The sequence below is a fragment of the Streptomyces sp. SID5469 genome (assembly GCF_009862865.1).
In the GTDB taxonomy this organism is placed as follows: domain Bacteria; phylum Actinomycetota; class Actinomycetes; order Streptomycetales; family Streptomycetaceae; genus Streptomyces; species Streptomyces avermitilis.
Map to the genome: position 1 here is coordinate 7,029,418 of NZ_WWIN01000001.1, position 23,855 is coordinate 7,053,272.

General features: G+C 71.7%; 20 protein-coding genes and 1 pseudogene. 9 read left to right on the top strand and 12 right to left on the bottom strand.

The features are described from left to right. Positions 1-82: 82 nt before the first annotated feature. From GTY58_RS30385 to GTY58_RS30395, 3 genes are all read right to left on the bottom strand, one after another. Entirely contained in the window at positions 83-2,023 is a 1,941-nt protein-coding gene (locus GTY58_RS30385) for an FAD/NAD(P)-binding protein (RefSeq protein ID WP_242432304.1), read from the bottom strand. Between the two features lie 231 nt (positions 2,024-2,254). After that, entirely contained in the window at positions 2,255-3,889 is a 1,635-nt protein-coding gene (locus GTY58_RS30390) for an alkaline phosphatase D family protein (protein WP_010987228.1), read from the bottom strand. Positions 3,890-3,968: 79 nt separating this feature from the next. Further along, the gene (locus GTY58_RS30395; RefSeq protein ID WP_010987229.1) at positions 3,969-4,613 is read right to left on the bottom strand and encodes an HNH endonuclease family protein; all 645 of its coding nucleotides are present in this window, start codon (positions 4,611-4,613) and stop codon (positions 3,969-3,971) included. Between the two features lie 582 nt (positions 4,614-5,195). Here GTY58_RS30395 and GTY58_RS30400 point away from each other — a divergent pair. Continuing rightward, entirely contained in the window at positions 5,196-5,777 is a 582-nt protein-coding gene (locus GTY58_RS30400) for a TMEM165/GDT1 family protein (RefSeq protein WP_010987230.1), read from the top strand. 259 nt (positions 5,778-6,036) lie between these two features. After that, positions 6,037-6,699, top strand: a complete 663-nt coding sequence (locus tag GTY58_RS30405; protein ID WP_010987231.1) for an HAD family hydrolase — start codon at positions 6,037-6,039, stop codon at positions 6,697-6,699. A gap of 210 nt (positions 6,700-6,909) precedes the next feature. On the opposite strand, the gene GTY58_RS30410 is transcribed toward GTY58_RS30405, so the two are convergent. Continuing rightward, positions 6,910-7,914, bottom strand: coding sequence for a peptidoglycan-binding domain-containing protein (locus GTY58_RS30410; RefSeq protein ID WP_010987232.1), 1,005 nt, complete (start codon positions 7,912-7,914; stop codon positions 6,910-6,912). Positions 7,915-8,088: 174 nt separating this feature from the next. On the opposite strand from GTY58_RS30410, the gene GTY58_RS30415 reads away from it, so the two are divergent. Next, positions 8,089-10,176, top strand: coding sequence for an MDR family MFS transporter (locus GTY58_RS30415; RefSeq protein ID WP_010987233.1), 2,088 nt, complete (start codon positions 8,089-8,091; stop codon positions 10,174-10,176). Here GTY58_RS30415 and GTY58_RS30420 read toward each other — a convergent pair. Beyond that, positions 10,173-10,712, bottom strand: coding sequence for a GNAT family N-acetyltransferase (locus GTY58_RS30420; RefSeq protein WP_037645784.1), 540 nt, complete (start codon positions 10,710-10,712; stop codon positions 10,173-10,175). The two genes, GTY58_RS30415 and GTY58_RS30420, sit on opposite strands and share 4 nt — an antisense overlap. A 148-nt stretch (positions 10,713-10,860) precedes the next feature. Between GTY58_RS30420 and GTY58_RS30425 the strand changes: the two genes are divergently transcribed. Further along, positions 10,861-11,595 (top strand): hypothetical protein, encoded by a 735-nt coding sequence (locus tag GTY58_RS30425; RefSeq protein WP_010987235.1) that lies wholly within the window; start codon positions 10,861-10,863, stop codon positions 11,593-11,595. 5 nt (positions 11,596-11,600) lie between these two features. Beyond that, entirely contained in the window at positions 11,601-12,380 is a 780-nt protein-coding gene (locus GTY58_RS40995; protein WP_010987236.1) for a hypothetical protein, read from the top strand. A 114-nt stretch (positions 12,381-12,494) separates the two neighbouring features. Here the strand turns inward: GTY58_RS40995 and GTY58_RS30435 are convergent, their stop codons facing one another. Then, entirely contained in the window at positions 12,495-12,908 is a 414-nt protein-coding gene (locus GTY58_RS30435) for a DUF1992 domain-containing protein (protein WP_010987237.1), read from the bottom strand. Positions 12,909-13,023: 115 nt separating this feature from the next. Between GTY58_RS30435 and GTY58_RS30440 the strand changes: the two genes are divergently transcribed. Beyond that, positions 13,024-13,419: a hypothetical protein gene (locus tag GTY58_RS30440; RefSeq protein WP_037645560.1), complete on the top strand. Its 396-nt coding sequence runs from the start codon at positions 13,024-13,026 to the stop codon at positions 13,417-13,419. Positions 13,420-13,442: 23 nt separating this feature from the next. On the opposite strand, the gene GTY58_RS30445 is transcribed toward GTY58_RS30440, so the two are convergent. The 3 genes from GTY58_RS30445 to proP form a co-directional block, all read right to left on the bottom strand. Then, positions 13,443-14,117, bottom strand: coding sequence for an O-methyltransferase (locus GTY58_RS30445; protein ID WP_010987239.1), 675 nt, complete (start codon positions 14,115-14,117; stop codon positions 13,443-13,445). A gap of 99 nt (positions 14,118-14,216) precedes the next feature. Beyond that, positions 14,217-15,365 (bottom strand): DUF2330 domain-containing protein, encoded by a 1,149-nt coding sequence (locus GTY58_RS30450; protein ID WP_010987240.1) that lies wholly within the window; start codon positions 15,363-15,365, stop codon positions 14,217-14,219. Positions 15,366-15,455: 90 nt separating this feature from the next. Then, on the bottom strand, positions 15,456-16,928 hold the full coding sequence (gene proP, locus GTY58_RS30455) for a glycine betaine/L-proline transporter ProP (protein WP_010987241.1): 1,473 nt from the start codon (positions 16,926-16,928) through the stop codon (positions 15,456-15,458). A gap of 301 nt (positions 16,929-17,229) precedes the next feature. Here proP and GTY58_RS30460 point away from each other — a divergent pair. Next, positions 17,230-18,194 (top strand): annotated as a pseudogene (locus GTY58_RS30460) (glycosyltransferase family 87 protein); the annotation flags it as partial. Positions 18,195-18,450: 256 nt separating this feature from the next. On the opposite strand, the gene GTY58_RS30465 reads toward GTY58_RS30460, so the two are convergent. Then, the gene (locus tag GTY58_RS30465) at positions 18,451-19,695 is read right to left on the bottom strand and encodes a cytochrome P450 (protein ID WP_010987243.1); all 1,245 of its coding nucleotides are present in this window, start codon (positions 19,693-19,695) and stop codon (positions 18,451-18,453) included. A 281-nt stretch (positions 19,696-19,976) separates the two neighbouring features. Here GTY58_RS30465 and GTY58_RS30470 point away from each other — a divergent pair, with 281 nt between their 5' ends. Then, on the top strand, positions 19,977-21,146 hold the full coding sequence (locus GTY58_RS30470) for a steroid 3-ketoacyl-CoA thiolase (RefSeq protein WP_010987244.1): 1,170 nt from the start codon (positions 19,977-19,979) through the stop codon (positions 21,144-21,146). Positions 21,147-21,170: 24 nt separating this feature from the next. Here the strand turns inward: GTY58_RS30470 and GTY58_RS30475 are convergent, their stop codons facing one another. Next, complete coding sequence (locus GTY58_RS30475; protein ID WP_010987245.1) at positions 21,171-21,866, bottom strand: YoaK family protein; 696 nt, start codon at positions 21,864-21,866, stop codon at positions 21,171-21,173. Between the two features lie 104 nt (positions 21,867-21,970). Here GTY58_RS30475 and GTY58_RS30480 point away from each other — a divergent pair, with 104 nt between their 5' ends. After that, positions 21,971-23,221, top strand: coding sequence for a hypothetical protein (locus GTY58_RS30480; RefSeq protein ID WP_010987246.1), 1,251 nt, complete (start codon positions 21,971-21,973; stop codon positions 23,219-23,221). A gap of 78 nt (positions 23,222-23,299) precedes the next feature. On the opposite strand, the gene GTY58_RS30485 is transcribed toward GTY58_RS30480, so the two are convergent. Continuing rightward, on the bottom strand, positions 23,300-23,716 hold the full coding sequence (locus tag GTY58_RS30485) for a transglycosylase SLT domain-containing protein (RefSeq protein WP_037645568.1): 417 nt from the start codon (positions 23,714-23,716) through the stop codon (positions 23,300-23,302). Between the last annotated feature and the right edge of the window lie 139 nt (positions 23,717-23,855).

The window sequence follows — 23,855 nt, forward strand, 5'->3', positions numbered from 1 at the left end:
GAACTCCTTCGGTCTGGTTTCGGTCCGCGAACGGACCGGTCTTGGGGACGGAAACCGAGCGAGGCACCCACGTTAGGCGTACCTAATCAATGCTTGCAAGTTCAACATTCAGCCATGGGTCCGGTTCCGTTTCCGGTCCCGCCACGGACGCAGCCGCACGTAGAACCGCTCGCGCCATCGCATCGGCGTCCGAAAGCGTGACCGAATCCACACCTGGACGGGCCCCCGCCGCGGTCACCCAGTGGACGCCTTCCGTCGGCACCCCGAACGCGAACCGCCTTGCGTGCACGGCGCCTTGACGATCAATCAGACGATAGGGGCGCGGTGTTACGTCGAGGCCCCCGGTTTCGTAACCATCGACGGTGTGGGGGCGGCAGCGGCCCGTCTTCAGCAGTCCGGCCAGCAGTTCGTCGGCGGTGCGCCGCAGGTCCGGTTCCGGCAGGCGGGCCTCGACGAGTGTGATGGCCCGCACGGCCGAGCCGGGGACGTCGGGGGAGCGGGCCACCCACGCCCCGTCCTCGGCGCGCACCTCCAGGCGGGGGCCCAGTACGTCCAGGACGCCCGCCTCGATCAGGGCGGTCATCTCCTCGATGCGGCGGCGGGGCGGGCCGATGGAGAGGAAGGCGTTCAGCGGGGTGTACCAGCGGTCCAGGTGGTCCCGGCGCGAGGCGCCCGACAGGCCGCCGTGGTCCACGATCAGCCGGAGCTCGTTGCGCAGGTCGCGCAGCACGTCGAGGGCCGCCTTGAGGGGTCCTTCGACATTGCCGAGCGCGGCCTGCTCGGCGTCCTCGCGCAACCGGGCGAGCAGCCAACTCCGCCATGCGGCGGGGCCGTCGAAGGTGTGGCCCGTATACGGACGGGAGATGCGGTCCCAGGACCAGCGGTCGGCGCCCCGGACGCCGAACTCGTCGAGGACCGCGCTCTCCTCGGGGCTGCCGAGGGCGGCGGCGAGGAAACGGTCCCGGAAGGCCGGGCGGTCCGGAGGGGAGGCCGGGTGCTCCGGAAGGCGGTCGCGGCGGTTCAACAGACACTCGTAGTAGACCGTTTCGACCTCCTTCGCCACCAGCGGCCATATCTCGGCCAGGAAGTCCGGGGCCTCGCCGGAGTCCGCGCGTTTGCGAAAGCGGGCCATCACCTCGTCGGTGAGGAGGAGTGGGCGGTGGCGGCCGTAGGGGCCCTTCGCGTTGTCGCCGCGGGCCTGATACGGAATGCCGCGCCGGGAGCCGGCGTAGAGCTTCGGTTCGCGGCCGGAGGGCCGGTAGACCAGCCCTCGCGCCGTCCGCTCGTACCGGCCGCCGCGGGCCGTCGTCAGCAGGGCCATGTGGTCGAAGAAGTTGAGGCCGAGGCCGCGCAGCAGGACCGGTTCGCCGGGGGCGAGAGGGGAGAGGTCGACGTCGGCCGGGTTGGCGGGCGGGATGTGGCGCAGTCCGTGCCGGGCCGCCTGCGCGGCGAGACGCCGCGCCGCCGGGTCGGCGACCGTGGGCAGGTGGCCCTGCGCCAGGACCACCGCCGCGAGGCCCTCCAGGGTGCGGCCCGTGGCGAGCGTGAGCGTCTGGCGGCCGTCGGGGGCGTCGTCGAGGCGCACCGCCCGGGCCGGATGCACCTCGACCCGCACGGCGGGCGGCGCGCCGCGCACCGCCTCGGCGAACACCCACTCCAGATAGCGGCCGTACTGGGCGCGGGTCGGATAGTCGTCGGGCCCCAGCTCCTCGCCGACACCGACACCGGCACCGATGCCGCCGCCACTCGCCCACTCGTACAGGCTCGGTCCCGGGCGGATCGGCCCCGCGCACTCCACGCTCTCGTCGGTGAACAGGGTGACCTGGCAGGCGACCGTGTTCATCAGCAGCTCAGGGGACTGCGCGGTACGCCAGACGCGGCCGGGGCCCGGTGGCGCGGGGTCGACCACGTGGACCGTCAGGCGCACGCCGGGCGCGAGGAGCTCCGGTGCGGAGGCGCAGAGGCGTTCCAGGACGCTCGTTCCGCGCGGTCCCGCGCCGACGAGGGCGACGGAGACCGGCACGGATGACACGGTCGCTGAAGACAAAAGGGTGACTCCCGGGCGAGTGGGGCGCAAGGCAGCAGACCGCCCACTGGAAGCGGACGGTCCGCCTCATCATGCCGTCGTGCTCAGCGGGAGCCGAGCCTCGGACCTGGATGACCGTGCCGGTGTGGGATGCGTCACGAGCATCACGGGCAACAGCTGCGGAAAATGGGTGGGTTGTGTGATGAGTCCGGTGAAATTGTGCGCCGTTCATTCGGTGAGTACGGACTCCGTGACCGCGTCCAGGCGGGCGCCCCCGTTCCGGTCGGCCCGCGCCTGTTCGAGCCGCAGTGATGCCGAACGGCCGCGCAGGGTCAGCATCATGAGCTGATTGCCGAACCAGGGGCCGCCCGTCTTGCGCCAACCGAGGGCGGTGTGCTCCCAGCGGCCGTGGCGGACCAGACGGCGCCCCAGGATCCGGCCGAGGCCGCTCCAGCCGAAGCGGAAGCCGAGTCTGATGGACAGCGGGACGGAGTTGTGCACGGGGGAGCAGGTCAGCTGGAGCACACGGGCGTCGGGCCCCGGCCCGGGCCAGGTGGGCTCGGCGACGTACGCGTGATGGACGTCGCCCGACAGTACGCACACGGTCGCCGGTGCGTCCGCCCCCGCTCCCACCTCGGCGATCACCGCCGCCAGCGCCTCGAACGACTCAGGGAAGGCCGCCCAGTGCTCCAGGTCGGCCCGTCTGCGCAGGCGTTCGCCGAAGCGGGTCCAGCGTGCGCCCCGGTTTCCACGGCACAGCGCGGCGTTCCACGTCTCGGCGTCGTGCACGAGGTGGGGGAGCAGCCAGGGCAGGGAGGTGCCGATGAGGAGGTGGTCGTACGAGCCGGGATCCGCGCACGCCTGCTCCCGCAGCCACCGGGCCTCTCCGGGGTCGAGCATCGAGCGGTTCTGTTCGTCGAGGACCCGGGCCGCCCGGGTGTCCAGCATCAGCACGCGTACGCGGCCGAAGTCGCGGCGGTAGCTCCAGCGGACCGAGGCGGGGTCGGCGTCGGCCTGGGCGGAGTAGGCGCGCAGTACGTCCGTGCCGTCCGGGGTGGCGCGGACGGCGGCGTACAGGGGGTCGTCGGCCAGTTCCGCCGGGGAGAGATTGCCCAGGTGCTGGTAGACCCAGTACGACATGAGGCCGCCCATCAGGCGCTCGCGCCACCACGGGGTCGCGCGCATCTCGGCGAGCCAGGCGGCGCTGGTGTTCCAGTCGTCGACGATGTCGTGGTCGTCGAAGATCATGCAGCTGGGGACGGTGGACAGCAGCCAGCGGATCTCGGGGTCGAGCCACGATTCGTCGTAGAGGTGGGTGTACTCCTCGTAGTCCGCGACCTGCTTCCAGGGGGGCTCGGCGAGGTCCCGGCGGGCGGCGAGCCAGTGCTGCGTGGCCTGGGAGGTCTCGTCCGCGTACACCTGGTCGCCGAGCAGCAGGAGCACATCCGGGCGTTCGCCCTCGGGTGCGGCGGCGATGCGGGTGGCCAGTGTGTCCAGGGCGTCGGGGCCGACGGTGTCCTTCTCGTCCTCGGCCGGCGCGGCCCAGCGGCAGGAGCCGAAGGCGACACGGACCGTGCCCCCGTCCGGGGTACGGATGACGGACGGCGGGAAGGGTGAGTCGGGCAGCGGCCAGACGGGCGTGCCGTCGAGGAGCACCTCGTACGAGGTGTCGGTGGCCGGCGCGAGCCCGCTCACCGGCACGATCGCGTAGTGGTGCCCGGCGATCTGGAAGGTGCGGGCCGTGCCGCCGGCGCCGCCCGGGCACCGCACCTCGGCGGTGCACGGACGGCTCGCCTCGACCCAGACGGTCGCGGACGAGTCGTCGATATATCTCAGCAGTGGTCCCAGGCGCAGCCCCGCCATGCCGATCACCCTCCTCCGTCGCCCCGTACGGTACGGAACGACGGAGGTGGGTGGGTAGGTTCCGGGAACTGCCGGATGTTCAGCAGCCGCTGAGGACCGAGGACAGCTTGGACTTCTCGGCCGAGTCGACCGAGAGGTTGTAGTAGTACTTCACCTGCACCCAGGCGCGCACGTAGGTGCAGGTGTACGAGCTGAGCGGGGGCATCCACTCGGCCGGGTCCTGGTCGCTCTTCGACTGGTTCACGTTGTCCGTGACGGCGATGAGCTGCGGGCGGGTCACGTCGTTGGCGAAGCCCTGGCGCTGCGCGGTGGTCCAGGCGCTGGCGCCGGAGTCCCAGGCCTCGGCCAGCGGCACGAGGTGGTCGATGTCCAGGTCGGAGGCGGCGGTCCAGGTGGCGCCGTCGTAGACCGAGTACCAGCTGCCGCTGGTGGCCGTGCAGGCGGAGTTGGTGACGACGTTCGAACCGTCGCGCTTGAGGACGTACTCACGGGTGTTGCAGGTGCCGCTGATCGTGATCCAGGTGGGGAACAGATCGCGGTCGTAGCCGGTGCGGTTCTCCGTCGCCACGGTGAGGGAGGCGAGGTAGGTGCGGGCGGTGGCGGCGCTGACCGGGGTGGGCAGCGCGGCGGAGGCGGCCGGGCCGTTGAAAATCCCGGCCAGGGCTATCAGGCCGGTGAAGGCTGCGAGTATGCTCAGCCGTCGACGCGCGTAGACCTTTGGCATGCGAACTCCCTTGCGGTGGGGGGACGTTGGGGCGAGCGAGCACATGCTTGCGGTGGCTTGTTTCCGGGGGATGTGCGTCAGGTGAGAAAATAGTGACGTGCGCATGACAGAACAAGGCTTGTGACGGGATCCGTGACGGGATCCGTGACGGGATCTTCGGTGGGATCCGTGACGGGATCTTCGATGGGATCCGTGACGGCATCTTTGACGGGATCCGTGACGGGATCTTTGACCGGATCCGTGACGGGATCTTGGCCAGATCTGTGATGGGGCCCGTGATGGGGTCAAAAGTCCTGCGCCTCTTGTGGGACCAAAGTCCCTACGAAGCCCGCGGGGCCATCGCGTAGCATGGACGGCGCAGAAGGGGAGTAGCTCTTCGCCGGACCGTCGACATACTGCTCAGCTCGTCTGAGCCGGCGCCCGGAGGCAGACCTCGTTTCAGGGGTCGGCCAGCGAGACCTTCGGCAAGCAGTGCACTTGCCCGTGCCGTTTTGGCGCGGGTGCCCATGTGTGCTGCCGTGCCGAGGTGTCGCAGCGCAGTCACAGCACTCTCGGTGGGGCAGCCCGACCGATTGAGGAACCTTGATCAGCTTCAGTGTCATGGCGCTCGTCTTCGGCGTCGTCTTCCTGGCCGAACTGCCGGACAAGACCGCCCTGGCCGGACTTGTCCTCGGCACGCGCTACCGCGCCTCGTACGTCTTCGCCGGCGTCGCCGCCGCCTTCGCCCTCCATGTCGCCCTCGCCGTCGCGGCGGGCAGTGTGCTGACGCTGCTGCCGCAGCAGATCGTGCACGCGCTCACCGGTGTGCTCTTCCTCGGTGGTGCCGCCGTGCTGCTGATGAAGAAGGGCGAGGGCGAGGAGGAGATCCGCAAGCCCGAGAACCAGAGCTTCTGGAAGGTCTCGAGCGCGGGCTTCATGCTCATCCTGGTCGCCGAGTTCGGTGACCTCACGCAGATCATGACGGCCAACCTCGCGGCCCGTTACGACGATCCGCTCTCCGTCGGCCTGGGCGCGGTGCTCGCGCTGTGGGCGGTGGCCGGGCTCGGCATCGTCGGCGGCAGGGCGCTGATGAAGAGGGTGCCGCTGAGGCTCATCACCAAGGTCGCGGCCCTGCTGATGCTGGCGCTCGGCGCGTGGAGTCTGTACGAGGCGGTGGCCGGCTGAGTCGGCTGAGTCGGCTGGGCCGGGGGGTGCGCGGGGGCGTACGAGAGGTGTGCGGGGGGTGGCCTCTCGGTGTCCGCATGGCGTCTTTGCCGGGCTCCGGGATGTTGTCGCAGGTCAGGGGTGGTGGCGCGGGAGGGGCTCGTTTTGTATCGTGGAGGAACAAAGTGGCTCCCGCCCGCACTCCCTGACCGGCGGGCGGGGCCGCCTTGTCCCTCCGGGGTCGCAGCAGGCCCCTGCCCTCGCCCTTTGGAGCATGCCGATGCCGGCCGCCGCCACCGTTCTGACCGCCCGGGCCCTTCTGCTGGACATGGACGGCACCCTCGTCAACTCCGACGCGGTCGTGGAGCGTTGCTGGCGCCGCTGGGCCGACCGGCACGGGCTGGACGCCGACGAGGTGATGAAGGTCGTGCACGGGCGGCAGGGGTACGCCTCCATGGCGGTGCTGCTGCCGGACCGGCCCATGGAGCAGAACTTCGCCGACAATGCGCGCATGCTCGCCGAGGAGACCGCCGACATGGACGGCGTGGTCGAGATCCCGGGTGCCTTCGCGTTCCTCGCCTCCCTCGCCGGGCTGCCGCACGCCCTCGTGACCTCGGCGGACGTGGGACTGTCCACGGCCCGGATGGCGGCGGCCGGGCTGGAGCTGCCCGACGTACGGGTCACGGCCGAGTCCGTCGGGGCCAGCAAGCCGGACCCCGAGGGCTTTCTGAAGGGCGCCGCCGAACTGGGCGTCGCGCCCGAGGACTGTGTCGTCTTCGAGGACTCCGGGGCGGGAATCGAGGCGGGGCGCTCCGCGGGGATGCGGGTCGTGGGGGTCGGGCCACGGGCGGCCGCGCACCGGCCGGATGTGGTGGTGCGGGACCTGACACAGGTGCGGGTCGAAAGCGCGACGGACGGGACGATCCGGCTGCACGTGGGCTGAGCGGGGCGGGGGGTTTGACGGGGGTGCGCTTGACGGCGCCTGGGGCCGGGTGGCCCCCGAGGCCGGGTGGCCCTGAGGTCAGGTGGCCAGGAACGCTACGGCTCCGACGTCTGCGGCTCCGCGCGGTCCGGCGGTCGGAGCGGCCAGGAGCGGTGTGCCTTCGACCTCTCCGACCCCGGGCGGTCCCCGAAGCCGGAGTGGTCAGGGACGCTAAGGCTCCGACGTCTCCGACTCCAGGCTCGCCCGCGTCGCCGCCCCGTACACGCCCTGGTCGTCGGTCGTGATGCCGCGGGCCAGTTGGTAGTTGCGTACGGAGGTCTCGACCTGGCTGCTGTAGGTGCCGTCGGCGTTGCCGGTGTAGAGGAGCAACTGGCTCAGGCGGAGCTGGAGTTCCGTGACCTCCGGACCCTTGTCACCGCGTTGCAGGACCGGGGAGGCCGGCTGGTCCCGGTCGTTGCCCGAGGTCGGCCGTACCGAGCCGGTGGCCCGCGCGGTCGTCGGCGTTCCGCTCGGCGTGGCCGGCCCGGACCGCGACGGTGCCCTGCTCGACGCCGAAGCCGACGGCGACGAACTCGCGCTCGGCGAAGGGCTCGCGCTCCCCGCCGACGGCCGCGCCGCCGACTCGCTCCCGGCCGCCGACACGGACGCCGCGGTGGACGACGCCTCCGGCACGCTCGCCCGGACGTCGTCCGGCAGTGCCCCGTCGCGCTGCGGAGCGTCGTAGGAGAAGAAACCCCCGGCCAGCCCCGCGGCGGCCACCACGGCGGCGAGAACACCCCCCGAAGCCAGCAGTACGGTACGCCGCCGACGCAGCGGCGGCTCGTCCCGGGCGGGCGGCACCGGGGCGCCGGGACCGGAAGACCCGTACCCGGGCTCCGCGGCGCCCTCCGGGAAGTCGCCGACCGGGAAGTCGCCGTCCGGAACGTCGCCCTCCGGGAAGAGGCCGGCGCCGGACGCGCCCGCCTCCGCCGGTACGGCCACCATCGGCACGGTCTCGTCCGACGGCCCCGCGGGTTTCGCTCCCGCCGCCGCGCCCCCCAGCTCCACATAGGGCCGGATCCGCAGCGGATCGAAGTCCTCCGCCGCTGCCGCCTGCGCCGTACGGGCGTCACGGAGCGCGTCGGAGGCCCGCCGGGTGCATCCGCAGGACGGCGTGCCGTTCGGCTGCCGAGGTGCTCCGCACTCCGGACAGGCGTGTCCGTTCGATCCGCTCACGTGTGGGTCCCCTCCCCGGTGAAACTCCAGAGATTATCCGGATCTCCCTCACACGATCTCCCAGGAGCCCCCGGAATCCGTCCCTCCGGGCGGATTCGACAGGCCATAACCAGCCACACCGACCAGGATGGGAGAGCAGGACGGACAGGAGCGTCGGCCCCCAGGGAGGTCTCCATGACCGGGGATGCGCAGGGCACGCCGGGAGAGCGGCAGCACGCGGCGGCGACCGCCGTCCGACGGCGCCCGGCACCGGACGGCGTACCCGGCAGCGTCCTCGTGCCCATCGGCGCGCTGCTCCTCGGCCTGCTGCTCGCCGCCCTGGACCAGACGATCGTGTCGACCGCGCTGCCCACCATCGTCAGCGACCTCGGCGGCCTGGAACACCTCTCCTGGGTGGTCACCGCGTATCTGCTCGCCTCCACCGCGGCCACCCCGCTGTGGGGCAAGCTCGGTGACCAGTACGGCCGGAAGAAGCTGTTTCAGACGGCGATCGTGCTCTTCCTGATCGGCTCGGCGCTGTGCGGCATGGCGCGGAACATGCCCGAACTCATCGCCTTCCGCGCGGTGCAGGGACTCGGCGGCGGCGGGCTCATCGTGCTGTCGATGGCGATCGTCGGTGACATCGTCCCGCCGCGCGAACGCGGCAAGTACCAGGGCCTGTTCGGCGCGGTCTTCGGCGCGACCAGTGTGCTCGGGCCGCTGCTCGGCGGCCTGTTCACCGAGCACCTCAGCTGGCGCTGGGTCTTCTACGTCAACCTGCCCGTCGGAGTCGCCGCGCTCGCCGTGATCGCCACCGCCCTGCACATCCCGAAGCGCTCCGCGCGGCACGTCATCGACTACCTCGGCACCTTCCTCATCGCCTCCGTCGCCACCTGCCTGGTCCTGGTCGCCTCACTCGGCGGCACCACCTGGGGCTGGAGCTCGCCGCAGATCATCGGCCTCGCGGTGCTCGGCGTGGTCCTGGTGGCGGCGTTCGTGGCCGCCGAACGCCGGGCCGCCGAACCCGTTCTGCCGCTCAAGCTCTTCCGCGTACGCACCTTCACGCTCGCCGCCGTGATCAGTTTCATCGTGGGCTTCGCGATGTTCGGCGCGATGACGTACCTGCCGACGTTCCTCCAGGTCGTCCAGGGCGTGACGCCGACCATGTCCGGTGTGCACATGCTGCCCATGGTGGCGGGCATGCTCATCTCCTCCACCGCCTCTGGACAGATCGTCAGCCGCACCGGCCGCTGGAAGGTGTTCCCCGTCACGGGCACCGGGGTCACCGCCCTCGGCCTGCTCCTGCTCCACCAGCTCGACGAGCACAGCTCCACCGGCCGGATGAGCGTCTACTTCTTCGTCTTCGGCCTGGGCCTCGGCCTGGTCATGCAGGTCCTGGTCCTGATCGTGCAGAACGCGGTGTCGTACGAGGACCTGGGCGTCGCCACCTCCGGCGCCACCTTCTTCCGCTCCATCGGCGCCTCGTTCGGCGTCGCCATCTTCGGCTCGGTCTTCGCGAGCCGTCTCGGCGACAAGCTGACGGCGGCGCTCAGCGGCCGCCCGCTCCCGGCGGGCATCACCCCGGACACCCTGAAGTCAGACCCGCGCGGCATCGCGAACCTCCCCTCCTCGTTGCGCCCGTCCGTCCTCCAGGCGTTCGCCGCCTCGATCACCGACGTCTTCCTGTACGCGGCTCCGGTCGCCCTGCTGGGCTTCGTGCTGGCGTGGTTCCTGCACGAGGACCGGCTGCGCGGCTCCGTCACGGCGCCGGACGTCACCGAGACCCTGGCGAGCAACCCGGTGGAACGTTCGTCGTACGACGAGGTGTGCCGGGCCCTGTCGCTGCTCGGCTCGCGCGAGGGGCAGAGCGCGATCTACGAGAAGATCACCGCGCGGGCCGGCTACGACCTGCTGCCCGCGGCGAGCTGGCTGCTGCTGCGGATCAAGAAGTACGGCTGGGCCGAGCCGGCGCAGCTCGCCGAGGACAGCTCCGTACCGCTGACCGTCGTGCTCGACGCGGCGCGCCAGATCGAGGAGCGGCATCTCGTGCTGCGCGAGGGGCTCGACCTCGTCCTCACCGAAGGGGGCCGGGAGGTCGCCGGCAAGCTGTCCGAGGCCCGTGCGGAGTCCCTGGCCGAACTGCTCGGCGACTGGTGGGGCCCCGACCGCCCCACCGACCTGACCAGTCTGGTCGAGGAACTGAACACCGAACTGTGCGGCTCGGACGCGGAACGCCCGCGCGCCGAGGGGACGACGTCCCGGCCCTACGGTGGGCCCGCCTAGCCCGCCTGGCCCGCCTGGCCCGCCTGGCCCGCCTGGACCAGCGACTTGCCGAACCAGTGGTCGGCGTAGATCTCGTCGTTGTGCGGCTCGGTCTCGGCGTAGCCGAGCCTCGCGTACAGGGCGCGCGCCTCCACCAGGTCGCCGCGGGTGTCGAGCACGATGCGCTCCGCGCCGAGTGCGCGGGCCGCGTCCTCCGCGGCGGCGACGAGCGGGGCGGCGCCGCCCCGGCCGCGCGTCTCCTTCAACAGGAACACCCTCTTCAGTTCGGCGGTGTTCGCCGCCAGCAGCCGCACGCCCGCCGTCCCCACGGGCTCGCCCTCGTACCGCGCGACCAGCAACACCCCGTCCGGCGGCGCCAGATACGCACCCGGGTCCGCGGCGATCTCGCGCTCCAGCTCGGCGGGGTCGGTCGCGTGCCCCTCGTGGAGCTGGTACCAGCGGTCGCTGACCTCCGTGTAGTACGCCCGCCACAGCGCGGCGGCGACAGGTGAGTCGAAGGGCTCCGGGGCAACGGTCCATCCGGGTGTCGTACGCATCATGACGGCATTGTGGGGAGGGGCGGCCGGGGGCTCGCAAATGGTTTACGCGCGCCCCGTTCCGACGGCCGGACACCGTTTGAGCGACGTCTTCCGGGCAACCCGGTGGGAGAACCGGCCCGTTGGGCCGAGGAAACGGAAGGCAACCATGTCCACAGGCGTGATCATCGCTCTGATCGTGATCGTGGCGGCCGTCGTCGTTGTCGCGGCCGCCCTGCTCCTTCGCGCCCGTAGGCCGCAGGGTGGGCGCAGCCTGCAGCGGCGCTTCGGGCCCGAGTACGACCGCACCCTCGCCCGGCACGACGGCGACGCCAAGGCCGCCGAGCGCGACCTCGCCGAGCGGGTGAGGCGGCACGGTTCGCTGGAGACGCGTCCCCTGGAACCCGCGGCCCGCGAACAGTACGCGGCCCGCTGGACGGCGGCCCAGGAGCGCTTCGTCGACTCGCCGCGGGACGCGGTGGCGGAGGCGGACCAGCTGCTCGCCGAACTGGCCGGCGAGCGCGGCTTCCCGGACGGAGGCCGCTACGAGGAGCAGCTCGAGGCGCTGTCCGTGCACCATGCGCACCACGTCCACGGCTACCGCAGGGTGCACCGGTTCGCGCAGGCCGACACCGCCGGCGCGCCGGAGAACGGGGCCGGTACGGAGGAGATGCGCGAGGCCATGATCGAGGCCCGCGCCCTCTTCGAGGACCTGGTGAGCACGAATGGCCACCGAGCGGGCATCGGCGCGAAGACCGAGCAGTCGCAGACCGGCACGAAGTCCGCGACGGACACGAGGGCCGTCGAGGGCGCCTCGGCACCGGCCCACACCGACCGGACGGCCGCCGGCGGCCGCACCAATCTGTCGTGGGCATTCAACAGGCGTCACGCGAAGGGGAGTTGAGGAACGTGGCAGAGGTGACACCCGACGAGGGCGCGGTACGCCGCGAGCCGACGAGGATCGACGAGGCGAAGGCCGGACCGGGGCGCGGACGCGAGGCACGCGACCTGCGCGATACGCGTGAGACGCGTACGAGCGGCATCGCACCGACCCACGGCGACGGGTTCGGCGACGGCGTCGGCGGCGCCGAGGGCCGGCCGGCGGGGAGCCCGCGGGACACCGGCCGCCAGGCCGACGGCCCGGGGGCCGGGAGCCGGGCCGCGGGTGCCGGGACCGGGAGCGCCAAGCCCGGGATCCCTCAGGCCCAGAGCCCGCAGCCGGAGAATCTCCGGACGGGGATACCCCAGGAGCAGGCCCCGCAGCCGAAGAGTCTCCGCACCAAGATCCCCCAGTCGGACCTCCCCCAGTCAGACCGTTCCCAGTCGGACCGCCCCCGGTCCGACCGCCTCCACTCCGACGGCTCCCACCCGCAGCACCCCGGGGCCACCGCCCACGAAGCCCCTTTCCTCCCCCATGACGAGTGCGACAAGCTCTCCCTGCGGCTGCACCACGCCGTCGCCGGATTCGTCGATGAGCCCCGTGCCGCCGTGGAAGAGGCCGATCACGTGCTCGAAGAGGTCGCCGCGCGGTTCGCGGACGCCGTGGCCCGGCAGCGGCGCACCCTGCGAACCTCTTGGTCCGCCGCCGGCGAGTCCGGCTCCGGCGGGCACCCCACCGTCGACACCGAACAGCTCCGTCTCACCCTGCGCGACTATCGCGAGATGACGGAGCGGCTGCTGCACATGTGACCGGCGAGGCGGACGGCCCCACGAGGGTGAGCCGGCGAGTAAGCGATGACGGCGCGTAAGTGATGACGGCGAGGCCGCGCCCCGGACCATGTTCCGGGGCGCGGCCTCGCCGGTCTACGGAGTCTGCCCGGCCCGGCGCTCGCGCCACTCCCGGACGATCTCTTCGACGTCGTACGGCTTCAGCCCCAGCGGCGGTCCCGGCGGGGGCTTGAACATCATGTCGCGGATCTTGACGTTGATCTCCTCGAGGAGACGGCGTACGACCCGCTCGGACGGCGCCCCGGCCGCCGCGGCCAGCGTGTCCTCCGCCTCCTTGCGCAGCGCGAGCGTCGGCGGCAGCACGGCGAGGCCCTCGCGGGCCATCTTCTGCTTGATCCACCACAGTTCGTCGTAGGACGTGCCCGTGACGGCGGGCGACGGTTTGCCCGCGCCGGGGAGGTGCGCGAACTCCCCGCGCGCCTCCGCGTCGCGGATCTGTTTGTCGACGAAGGACTCGAAGCTGACGCCGGGTGGCTTGCGCTCGGTCATGCGTCCATTGTGCCGGACGTCACCCAGATGGACGATCGGGCGAATTATCATGCGGCGGCGGGGTGCCGACCACGGCGCAACGGCCGCTGGACATCCGGTACTCGAAGGAGCGCACGTGCTCGAACTCACCATGGCCTCGGTTTCCGGGGCGGACGCCGGGGCGACGGCCGGCATGCTCATGGCCGACGCGCCCAGCGAGCCCGGCGCCGTGCTGCGGGTGGGCCGGGACAAGGCCGTGTGCCGGCTGGCGACCCCCGACGACTGGCTGTTCGTCTCCCGTGTCCACCTGGAGTTCCTCTGCGGTCCGGACGGCACCTGGCAGGTCACCTGGCTGCGCGGCTCCCACGCCGAGCCCTCCTCCGAGGTGGTGCTGACCCTGGCCGGTCTCCAGCCCCAGCCCCTCCCGTACGGCGGCACGGCCAAGCTGCCCGGGGGCGGATCCGGCGAACTCGTCGTCCAGGACCGCTCCGAGCCCCGCAGCGTCAACGTGGGCTTCTATCACGATGCCTGACCGGACCCAGGGGGTGTCACGCCCTACGGCAGCACGCGGGCCAGTGCGAAGCCGTCGTACCCCTTGCTGCCCACCGTCTGGACCGCCGTGCCGCTCAACTTGGGGTGCTCGGCGATTAGTTCGAGGGCGGACCGGGTGCCGCGCACGCTCGGGTCCGTGCTGCCCGCGTCGGTGACCCCGCCGCCGCGGACGACGTTGTCGACGACGATCAGGCTGCCGGGGCGGGTCAGTTTGAGCGCCCACTCGACGTAGTGCGGGTTGTTGACCTTGTCCGCGTCGATGAAGACCAGGTCGAACGGCTCGGGCCGCTCGTCGGCGAGCTTGGGCAGCGACTCCAGGGCGGGGCCCACCCGCACCTCGCTGATCCCGTCCAGGCCCGCTCGGGCGAGGTTGCGGCGGGCGACCTCCGCGTGCTTGGCGTCGTACTCGAAGGAGATCAGCCGGCCGTCCCGCGGCAGCGCGCGGCCCAGCCAGATCGTGCTGTAGCCGCCGAGCGTGCCGATCTCCAGGATGCGGCGCGCGCCCTGGATCTCGGCGAGGAGCTGGAGCAGCTTGCCCTGGTTCGGTGCGACGTTGATGTGCGGCAGCCCGGCCGCGTCGCTGTCGCGCAGCGCCGCGGTGAGCGCCTCGTCCTCCGGGGCGAGCAGGGTGGTGAAGTAGTCGTCGACGTCGTCCCAGAGCTGTTGCGACTCGCTCATGCACCATGCCTTTCGCTGTGGCTAGTTAGCTGACCTAACTAGATACGCTAACGAATATAGTCGCGGGGCCGGCGCCCTGTCAGGGGATCTCCGGGGAGATCAGCCGATCGGGGGCGGGGCGTGGGCCGGCGGGGGCGGCATGACCGGCGGCGGGGGCGGTACCGGGCGTCGCCTCCGGCTTCGCAGCAGCACCAGCAGCACCATGACCGCCACTGCCAGGGCGCCCGCCACCGTCAGCTGCCAGACGGGGATCCCGCCCGCCGTCAGCAGTTCGTCGCGGTAGATGATCTGGCGGCGCGTGGTGTCCGCGGCCGTGCGCCGCAGTTCGTGGTCGCCGGAGATCCGTGACGGCCGCGGGAACTCCTGGTCGACCGTGGTGAGGAAGTCCGTGCCGCCCTCGGTGAGCCCCGCCAGGGGGCCGGACGCGGCCGTCACCCGGCCCGCGAACCAGACCCGCGGCCGGTCGCCGCCGATCGCCGAACGCGGCTCCGTGCGGTGCGCGGCGAGGATGTACAGGCGCAGCGACTGCGGGGTCCGGGCGAGCCGGGACAGCCGCATCGGGTAGACCGGCCGGTCGCTGGCGAAGGTGAGACGCAGCGGGTCCAGGGTGCCGCCGAGGGCGGCGTCCGCGCTCTTCGGGGCGAGCCGGACCGCCACGTACTCCCAGCCCTGGTCGACGTACGGGCGCAGTGCCCGGTCGAGGCGGTCGGGCAGATGGAAGCCGTTGTCGGTGAGCCAGGTGCCGAGGGCGCCGGGGTCGGTGGCCGTCAGCCGGGCCACGTCGAACGGGCCGAGCCGCTCGCGGTCGACCACACCCACGGGCGGTGCCGCCGCGCCCGCTCCCGGGGCGGCGGCCGCGTTGTCGCTCTTGTCGAACGGCCAGTCGCCGTCCCGGGGCCAGAAGTAGTGGCGGGTGCGGTACTCCGGTGCCGTCGCCTCGGCGAGCTGGTCGAACAGCGCGCGGTCGCCGAGCCGCACGGTCGCCCGGTGCGGGACCGGCATGATCCACGCGGCCCGCCGCGCGTCCCCGGAGACCGTCAGACTCATCGCGATCTGTTCCCGTCCGTCGTCCCAGCGGACGGCGGACACCTCGCGGTTCACGGTGACGTACTGCCGGCCGTCCGGCACCATCGCGCCACAGCCGCAGGCGTACGCCGGTGCCAGCAGGGACCCCAGCTGGAACGCCGACAGCGCCAGTACGACGACCAGTACGCGCCCCCGTACGACCCCTCGCACGAAATCCCACATCCCCCGTGACCCCTCCGTCGTGCTGTCGGACAGGGTCTCAGACGGCACGACGGAGGCTGTGGTTCCAGGTCTTGCGAGGCGGGTGCGGGGTCAGCGTTCGGCGGGCTCCACCGAAGGCGCCGAGCCCGGCAGCGGGCGGCCCGCCGACTCCGCCATGAACCACACCGCGGCGCCGCCGATCACGGCCGCCGCCATCATGTAGTACGCGGGCATCATCATGTTCCCGGTCGCCCCGATCAGCGCCGTGACCACCAGCGGGGTCGTACCGCCGAAGAGCGAGACGGAGACGTTGAAGCCGATGGACAGCGAGCCGTAGCGGACCTTCGTCGGGAACAGTGCGGGCAGCGCGGCCGGCATCGCGGAGGTGAAGCAGACCAGCAGCAGGCCCAGCGCGCCCATGCCGAGCGCGACGGCGAGCAGGCTGCCCTGACGGATCAGCAGGATGGCCGGGACCGACAGGAACAGGAAGCCCACGCAGCCCGCGGCGATCACCGGGCGGCGGCCGATCCGGTCCGTCAGCGCACCCGCGAAGGGCTGCACGATCATCATCAGCGCCATCACGCCGAGCACGACCAGCAGGCCGTGCGTCTCGTCGTACTTCAGCTCGCTCGTCAGATAGCTCGGCATGTACGAGAGCAGCATGTAGTCGGTGACGTTGAAGACGAGCACCAGGCCCATGCACAGGAGCAGCGCGCGCCACTGGCCGGAGAGCATGGCGCGCAGCGGCACCTTCGGGCGGTCCTGCTCCTTCTTCGAGGCCTTCGCCAGCTCCGCCGCGAAGGCCGGCGTCTCCTCGAGACGCATCCGCAGGTAGAGGCCGATGATGCCCATCGGGCCCGCGATCAGGAACGGGATGCGCCAGCCCCAGGACAGCAGGTCGCCGGAGGACAGCAGGGCGGTCATCAGGGTGACCAGGCCCGCGCCGCCGATGTACCCGGCGAGCGTGCCGAACTCCAGCCAGCTCCCGAAGAAGCCGCGCTTCTTGTCGGGCGAGTACTCGGCGATGAACGTGGACGCGCCCGCGTACTCGCCGCCGGTCGAGAAGCCCTGGACCAGGCGGGCCAGCAGGAGCAGCAGCGGCGCCCCCACGCCGATCGTGGCGTACGACGGGATCAGACCGATCGCGAACGTGCCCGCCGCCATCATGATCATGGTGAGGGCGAGGACCTTCTGCCGGCCGATCCGGTCGCCGAGCGGGCCGAAGACCATGCCGCCGAGCGGGCGGACGAGGAAGGCCGCGGCGAAGGCGCCGAAGGTGGAGAGCAGCTGCGCCGTGGGGTTGCCCGACGGGAAGAAGACCTTGCCCAGCGTCACCGCGATGTAGCTGTAGACGCCGAAGTCGAACCACTCCATGGCGTTGCCCAGTGCGGCGGCCTTGACGGCGCGTTTGACCAGGGCGGGGTCCGTGACGGTGACATCCGTCGTCGAAGGGACGGGGGGTGCTACGGGTGCTGCTGGTGCGAGGGTCAAGACTCCGCTCGCCTGCCTTTCGTCGGGGACAGGGACAGGGCCGCTGGGGCGGACCGGGGGCCGCTCACCGGAAGTGAGCCGAAAAGCGACCATAGGGGCACTTGCCCCACTTACGTACCGTGTGCGAGTCAATGCATACTGCACATAAATGCCGCTTCGCCAGGCGCGTCTACCCACCGAGAGGCAGATTTTCGGACACCCGCTTGTGATCTATGTCGCGGTGGCCGGCCGCAACCGGACCCTCCGCGCGCCATCGTCATCCGGACAAATGGGAGGCGTCTCTCAGGTGAAGAGGGGGTTGCCTGCGTCCCTCACAGGGGTCGGTGCGAGCCTCTGAGGGTTCGGACAACGACAGGCGCGCGGGGCACGAACGGGGCGGGAGGGCCGGCGGGGCGTGGCGAACGCAGAGCGCGGTGGGCGGGCGGTGTCTTAGGAGCGGGGCCGGCCGGGCCCGCGAGAACCCGGCTGGAAGCGGCCCGCGTGGGTCTCTGGCTGATCGCCGCGGTCCTGGCGATGCGACAGGTCGCCGTCGTCCTCGGCACCCCCCGGGGAGAGCGGCTCACGGAGCTGGAGACCTGGGTCGGCCCGGACGGCGTCCTGCATGTGAAGGGGTCGCTGTACGACTCGACGCAGTTCACCGGTACCCCCTTCGGGGGCCTCGTCCTGAAACCCCTCACCAAGGCGGCCGAGCAGGCCCTCGGCTGGGGCTGGGCCTTCGGCACGCTCCTGCTGGTCGTCGCGCTCGGCCTGGTCGCCGCGCGTGCCCTGCCGCAGCCCGTGACCCGGCGCACCTCCCTGCTCGCCGCACCGGTCGCGATCAGCCTGCTGATGTTGTCGCTGTCGGTCCGCAACACCCTCTACCTCGGCCAGACCAGCGTCATCCCGGTCCTGCTCGTCCTGCTCGGCTGCTTCACCGTGCGTGGGGAGCGGGCGAGCGGTGTGCTGATCGGCGTCGGTGCGGCGCTCCAGCCGACGGTGCTGCTCTTCGCGCCGCTGCTGTGGTTCACCGGGCGCAGCCGCGCCGCCGTGTCCACGGGGGGCACGTTCGCCGCGTGCACGGCGCTCGCCTGGGCCGCGCTGCCGCACGACTCGTACACGTACTGGGTGCACCACGTGGCGGGCGTCGGCCTCGGCGGCAACGCGGACGACCTCGCCAACCAGTCCCTGCACGGCGCGCTGCTGCGGCTCGGCCTCGAAGGCCCGCTGGAGATCGGCCTGTTCCTGTTGCTCGGCGCGGTCGTCGCGGTCCTCGGCCTGCGCCGCGCGGTGCACTGCGCGGCGGACGGGCAGCTGCTGCTCGCCGTGGCGATCACCGGTTGTGTCGCGGTCGCCGTCTCGCCCACGACCTGGCAGCACCGTGCGAGGCCCGGTCACTGCGTGCGCTAGGGCCTGTCGTCACATTCCCGTCGTCCGCCCGAAGGGCGGGCCGGGCGGCGTCATGGGGTCCCTCCTGTTCGAGCGCAGCCGAGAACTCGGGGGAGCGTGCTGTCGGCGTGCCGGGCGAAAGCCCAACAAGGCCCCTCAGGGAGGCAGGGGCGGGCGTAGGGGGATGCCCCTGCCTCCCGCGAAACGGGCCGACGGCGCCGGGAGGCCGCCGGCCCGAGTGCGGTGTCCGTCAACCGGCGCTCACCTGGAGGCCTTTGACCCCGTTCAGCCAGGCCGAGCGCAGCCTGCGCGGGTCGCCGGTCAGGCGCAGACCGGGCATGACGTCCGCGATCGCGCCGAAGATGAGGTCGATCTCCACCACGGCCAGCGACTTGCCGAGGCAGAAGTGCGGGCCTCCGCCGCCGAAGCCGAGGTGCGGGTTGGGGTCGCGGGTGATGTCGAAGACGTCCGGGTGCTCGAAGACCTCGGGGTCGTGGTTGGCGGAGGAGTAGAAGATGCCGACGCGGTCGCCCTTCCTGATCTGTTTGCCGCCCAGTTCGGTGTCCTGGGTCGCCGTGCGCTGGAAGGAGACGACCGGGGTCGCCCAGCGGACGATCTCCTCGGCGGCGGTCGCCGGGCGCTCCCGCTTGTAGAGGTCCCACTGGTCGGGGTGGGTGAGGAAGGCGTGCATGCCGTGCGTGATGGCGTTGCGCGTCGTCTCGTTGCCGGCGACGGCCAGCATCAGCACGAAGAAGCCGAACTCGTCCGAGGCGAGGTTGCCCACGTCCTCGGCGGCGACCAGCGTGCTGACGATGTCCTTGGCCGGGCACTGCTTGCGGTCGGCGGCCATGTTCATGGCGTAGGCGATGAGTTCGGTGGCCGACTCGGCGCCGACCTCCTCGGTGATCGCGTACTCCGGATCGTCGTACGCGATCATCTTGTTGGACCAGTCGAAGATCTTCGCGCGGTCGTCCTGCGGGATGCCGATGAGTTCGGCGATGGCCTGGAGGGGCAGTTCGCAGGCGACCTGGGTGACGAAGTCGAAGGAGCCGTCCGGGCCGGCGTCCGCGAGCGCGGTCTCGACGATCGAGCGGGCGCGCCTGCGCAGGGTGTCCTCGAGGGCGCGGATGGCGCGCGGAGTGAAGCCGCGCTGCACGATCTGGCGGACCCTGGTGTGCTCCGGCGGGTCCATGTTGAGCATGAACAGCCGCTGGGCGTCTATCTGTTCGCGTTGCATCGTCTCGTGGAAGCGGATGATCGCGGTGTTGAGGTAGGAGGAGAAGAGTTCGGGGTGCGTGGAGACGTACTTGACGTCAGCGTGCCGGGTGACGGCCCAGTAGCCGTCGTCCTGGAAGCCGGCGAGCCCGTGCTGTTGCGGGACCCAGTGCACCGGCGCGGTCCGGCGCAGCTCGGCGAACTCCGGGAGGGGTACGCGCTGGTGCAGCAGATCGGGGTCGGTGAGGTCGAACCCGTCGGGCAGCGCTGGACAGGGCATGGGCGACTCCCGTCATTCTGACGGACCATCAGGAATTGCCGTGAAGGTAGTAACGGGTTCTACAAGTGGCAAGGGGCGCGGCGCCCCCAATTACGTGCGGAGTTCGTGCAGATCGCGGCTTCGGAGGCTGCAAGACCCTTGCGGCGCGACGGCCTCGCTCAGCAAACTGCACGCAGAACTAGAACGCGTACTAGTTCAGCGTGGCGGGTGGGCCGGGACGCCCGCGCCGCGCGGGTGAGCTGGGCCTGATCCGCCGGACAGGCCCGAGGAGAGGAACTCCCATGGCCGCGGAACCCGTGATCGTCGAAGCCGTACGCACCCCCATCGGCAAGCGCGGTGGCGCGCTCGCCCATCTGCACCCCGCCTATCTCCTGGGCGAGACCTACCGTGAACTCCTCGGCCGCACCGGCATCCACGCCGACTGCGTCGAGCAGATCGTCGGAGGCACGGTGACCCACGCGGGCGAGCAGTCGATGAACCCCGCGCGCACGGCCTGGCTCACCATGGGGCTTCCGTACGAGACGGCCGCGACGACGGTCGACTGTCAGTGCGGGTCCTCGCAGCAGGCCTCGCACATGGTCGCCAACATGGTCGCGGCGGGAGTGATCGACGTCGGGATCAGCTGCGGGGTCGAGGCGATGTCGCGGGTGCCGCTCGGGTCCGGGTCCAAGCACGGGCCGGGGAAGCCGTTCCCGGACGAGTGGAACGTGGATCTGCCGAATCAGTTCGAGGCGGCGGAGAGGATCGCGCGGAACCGGGGTCTGACGCGGGAGAACGTCGACTCGCTCGGACTGATCTCGCAGGAGCGGGCCGGGGCCGCGTGGTCGGAGGAGCGCTTCAAGCGCGAGACGTTCGCCGTGCAGGTGCCCACGACGGAGGAGGAACAGCGGGCCGGGCAGGGCATGTGGCGGCTGGTCGACCGGGACGAAGGGCTGCGCGACACGTCCATGGAGGCGCTGGCCGGACTGAAGCCGGTGATGCCGACGGCGGTCCACACGGCGGGCAACTCGTCACAGATCTCGGACGGGGCCGCCGCGATCATGTGGGCGTCCAAACGGATGGCGCGTGCGCTGAAGCTGCGGCCACGGGCGCGGATCGTGGCGCAGGCACTGGTCGGGGCGGACCCGCACTTCCACCTGGACGGGCCGATCGACGCCACGCGGGCGGTGCTCGGGAAGGCGGGCATGTCGCTGAAGGACATCGACCTCGTCGAGATCAACGAGGCGTTCGCCTCCGTGGTGCTGAGCTGGGCGCAGGTCTTCGAGCAGGACCTGGGGAAGGTGAACGTGAACGGGGGCGCGATCGCCCTCGGGCATCCGGTCGGGGCCACGGGGGCGCGGCTCATCACGACCGCGCTGCATGAACTGGAGCGGCGCGACAAGGAGTTCGCGCTGATCACGATGTGTGCGGGCGGCGCGCTGGCCACCGGGACGATCATCCAGCGGTTGTAGACACCCGCCTTCGGCTGCGCCGTCTCACTCCCGCCCCGACGCGGTCAGCGCGAACACCCCCGCCATCACCGCCGCGATCACCAGCGGAATGCCCAGGCCGTGGTGGATCACCAGCCACGCGCCGAGCAGGGCGCCGGCGAACATCGCGACCACGGAGGCGGTGCGGCGGGGGGAACGGGGGTGGGCGCCGCCGCCCGCCACGCGGGAGTCGGAGGCGAGGCCCGTCAGCGTCATCGTCAGCACCGTCGTCGTCAGATCGGGCACGCCGAGCTTGCGGACCGTGGCGTTGCGCAGACCCATCGCGAAGGCCGTGAGGGCGATCAGTGTGTACTTCGTGCCCGTGGCGCCCGGCGCCGCGAAGGCCACCGCCGAGGCCGCGCCGACCAGTACCGCCTCCACGGCGAGCGTGCCCCGCGCCCAGGCCCGGCGGGAGCCGCCGCCGAACCGCACCGCGACGCGTCCCCCGGCCACCGCGCCCACCAGGAAGGAGACCAGCGAGGTCAGCGTGTGGGGCACCGAGAAGCCCGGCGCCCCCGCGGCGGCGAAGCCCAGCACCACCACGTTGCCGGTCATGTTCGCCGTGAAGACGTGCCCGAGCCCCAGATAGCTCACGGCGTCGATCAGCCCGCTGACCACGGTCAGCCCCAGCAGCACCGTCACCAGGCGCAGCCCGCGTGCCTCCGGGTCGTGCGGCTGCGTCTCAGTGCTCTCTGCGCTCATGGAACCTCCGGTCGGCGGGGACGGGCACGGTGCACTCAAGTCCACCCATGACGCGGGGGACTCTCGGATGTCGGGGTGAAGAGCGCGTCCCTAGCGTCAGGGGCATGAGAGACGACACGCGCAAAACCCATGAAACACGGACCAGTTGGCGGACCAGGAGGGGACTCGCCGGAGGGGCGGCCCTGCTGCTCACCGGGATCGCCGTGGCACCCGTCGCCGCGGCCGGGGAGCGCTCCGCCCCGGGGACCCGGCGCGGCGCACTCGTCTCCGTCACCCCCGTCGCCGACCGCGACGCGGGAGAGGTCAGGGCGTTCCTCGCCGGGCGCGACATCGCCACCGACTCCGTGCGCTACGGCGTCCGGGCGTACCGGCTGACGTACCGGACCGTCGACCCGTACGGGAAGCCCACCACGGCCACCGGGCTGCTCACGCTCCCGGCCGGCGGCGGTCACCGGCTCGACCTCGTGTCCGACACGCACGGCACGATGGTCAACCGCGGCTACGCGCCCTCGGCGGGCGACGACTTCGGGCGCGTGCCGTCCTATCTGAACGCCGGCGCGGGCCGCGCCGTGGCCGCACCCGACTACCTGGGCCTGGGTGAGGGTCCCGGCCGGCACCCCTATATGGACACCCGTTCCTCGGTGACGGCGTCCGTCGACATGCTGCGCGCCTCCCGCACCGCGGCCCGGCAGCTGGGCCGGCCGCTCACCGGCGACGTCTACGCGACCGGCTTCTCCCAGGGCGGCCAGGTGGCCATGGCGCTGGGCCGGGCGCTGCGACAGGGCGCCGACCACACCTTCCGGCTGAAGGCCCTCGCGCCCATCAGCGGCCCGTACGACCTGGAGGGCCAGGAGATCCCGGCGCTGTACGACGGCCGGGTCAACGACGTCAGCGGCGTCTTCTACACCTCGTACTGGCTGGTCGCCCAGAACCGGCTGCACTCGATCTACCAGGACCCGGCCGAGGTGTTCCGCGCGCCCTACGCGAGCCGGGTCGAGGGCCTGTACGACGGGACGCACGAGGAGGAGGAGATCGTCACGGCGCTGCCGCGCTCGGTGAAGGAACTGCTCACGCCCGCCTTCTACGAGCGGATGCGGCACCCCACGGGCGGCCTGCTGGCGGCGATGCGGGTCAACGACCACACCTGCGACTGGAAGCCGGACGTGCCGGTGCGGCTGTACACGGGGACGGGTGACACCGACGTACCCATCGGGAACACGCACAGCTGCGTGGCGCAACTGGCGGAACGGGGGAAGCGGGCGCGGCTGGTGAACCAGGGGGACGTGGACCACTTCGGCGTGTTCAAGGAGTCGGCGCCCCAGGTGGTGCGGTGGTTCGACGCCGTACGGGACTGACGGCGGGCAGACCGAAGGCGGTGGCCCAGGGGATCAGGGGCCACCGCCTTCGGCGTATGGGGGACGGGCTTCGGCTGATCAGTACCAGCCGTTGGCCTGCCAGAAGCTCCAGGCGGCGGTCGGGCTGCCGTAGCGGGAGTTCATGTAGTCCAGGCCCCACTTGATCTGGGTGGCCGGGTTGGTCTTCCAGTCGGCGCCGGCGGACGCCATCTTCGACGCGGGCAGCGCCTGGACCAGGCCGTAGGCGCCGGAGGAGGAGTTCGTGGCGGCGGGGTTCCAGCCGCTCTCGTGCTCGACGATCTTGCTGAAGGCGTTGTACTGCGCGGCGTCCGGAATCATCTTGTGCGCGACCGCCTGGGCGGAGGAGCCCGAGGTGGGGGTGGCGGCCTGGGCGGGAGCCGCGGCGAACACCATGCCGGTCGTGGCGGCGGCCACGGCGAAACCGGCGAGGGCCTTCTTCGGGGACGCGATGCGGCGGATGACGGAGACGGTCACGCGGAGAGCCTTTCTTCGGGAACAAGGAGTCGCACGCTTGCCCACTCCACCCGGAGGAGGAGGAGGTGTACGTCGGCGCCGCGGCCCGTGAGGGCTCGTCGGCGCCTGGCGACTGCTCCAGAGAAACAGGTCGGAAACA

What these genes read in the sequence shown, in the direction of transcription:
- GTY58_RS30445 (WP_010987239.1), bottom strand. Translation starts at nt 14,117, where the DNA reads ATGAGCGAGTCGCAACAGCTCTGGGACGACGTCGACGACTACTTCACC.
- GTY58_RS30415 (WP_010987233.1), top strand. Translation starts at nt 8,089, where the DNA reads ATGACCGGGGATGCGCAGGGCACGCCGGGAGAGCGGCAGCACGCGGCG.
- proP (WP_010987241.1), bottom strand. Translation starts at nt 16,928, where the DNA reads ATGGTCGCTTTTCGGCTCACTTCCGGTGAGCGGCCCCCGGTCCGCCCC.
- GTY58_RS30420 (WP_037645784.1), bottom strand. Translation starts at nt 10,712, where the DNA reads ATGCGTACGACACCCGGATGGACCGTTGCCCCGGAGCCCTTCGACTCA.
- GTY58_RS30435 (WP_010987237.1), bottom strand. Translation starts at nt 12,908, where the DNA reads ATGACCGAGCGCAAGCCACCCGGCGTCAGCTTCGAGTCCTTCGTCGAC.
- GTY58_RS30480 (WP_010987246.1), top strand. Translation starts at nt 21,971, where the DNA reads ATGAGAGACGACACGCGCAAAACCCATGAAACACGGACCAGTTGGCGG.
- GTY58_RS30450 (WP_010987240.1), bottom strand. Translation starts at nt 15,365, where the DNA reads ATGTGGGATTTCGTGCGAGGGGTCGTACGGGGGCGCGTACTGGTCGTC.
- GTY58_RS30475 (WP_010987245.1), bottom strand. Translation starts at nt 21,866, where the DNA reads ATGAGCGCAGAGAGCACTGAGACGCAGCCGCACGACCCGGAGGCACGC.
- GTY58_RS30395 (WP_010987229.1), bottom strand. Translation starts at nt 4,613, where the DNA reads ATGCCAAAGGTCTACGCGCGTCGACGGCTGAGCATACTCGCAGCCTTC.
- GTY58_RS30390 (WP_010987228.1), bottom strand. Translation starts at nt 3,889, where the DNA reads ATGGCGGGGCTGCGCCTGGGACCACTGCTGAGATATATCGACGACTCG.
- GTY58_RS30405 (WP_010987231.1), top strand. Translation starts at nt 6,037, where the DNA reads ATGCCGGCCGCCGCCACCGTTCTGACCGCCCGGGCCCTTCTGCTGGAC.
- GTY58_RS30465 (WP_010987243.1), bottom strand. Translation starts at nt 19,695, where the DNA reads ATGCCCTGTCCAGCGCTGCCCGACGGGTTCGACCTCACCGACCCCGAT.
- GTY58_RS30425 (WP_010987235.1), top strand. Translation starts at nt 10,861, where the DNA reads ATGTCCACAGGCGTGATCATCGCTCTGATCGTGATCGTGGCGGCCGTC.
- GTY58_RS30470 (WP_010987244.1), top strand. Translation starts at nt 19,977, where the DNA reads ATGGCCGCGGAACCCGTGATCGTCGAAGCCGTACGCACCCCCATCGGC.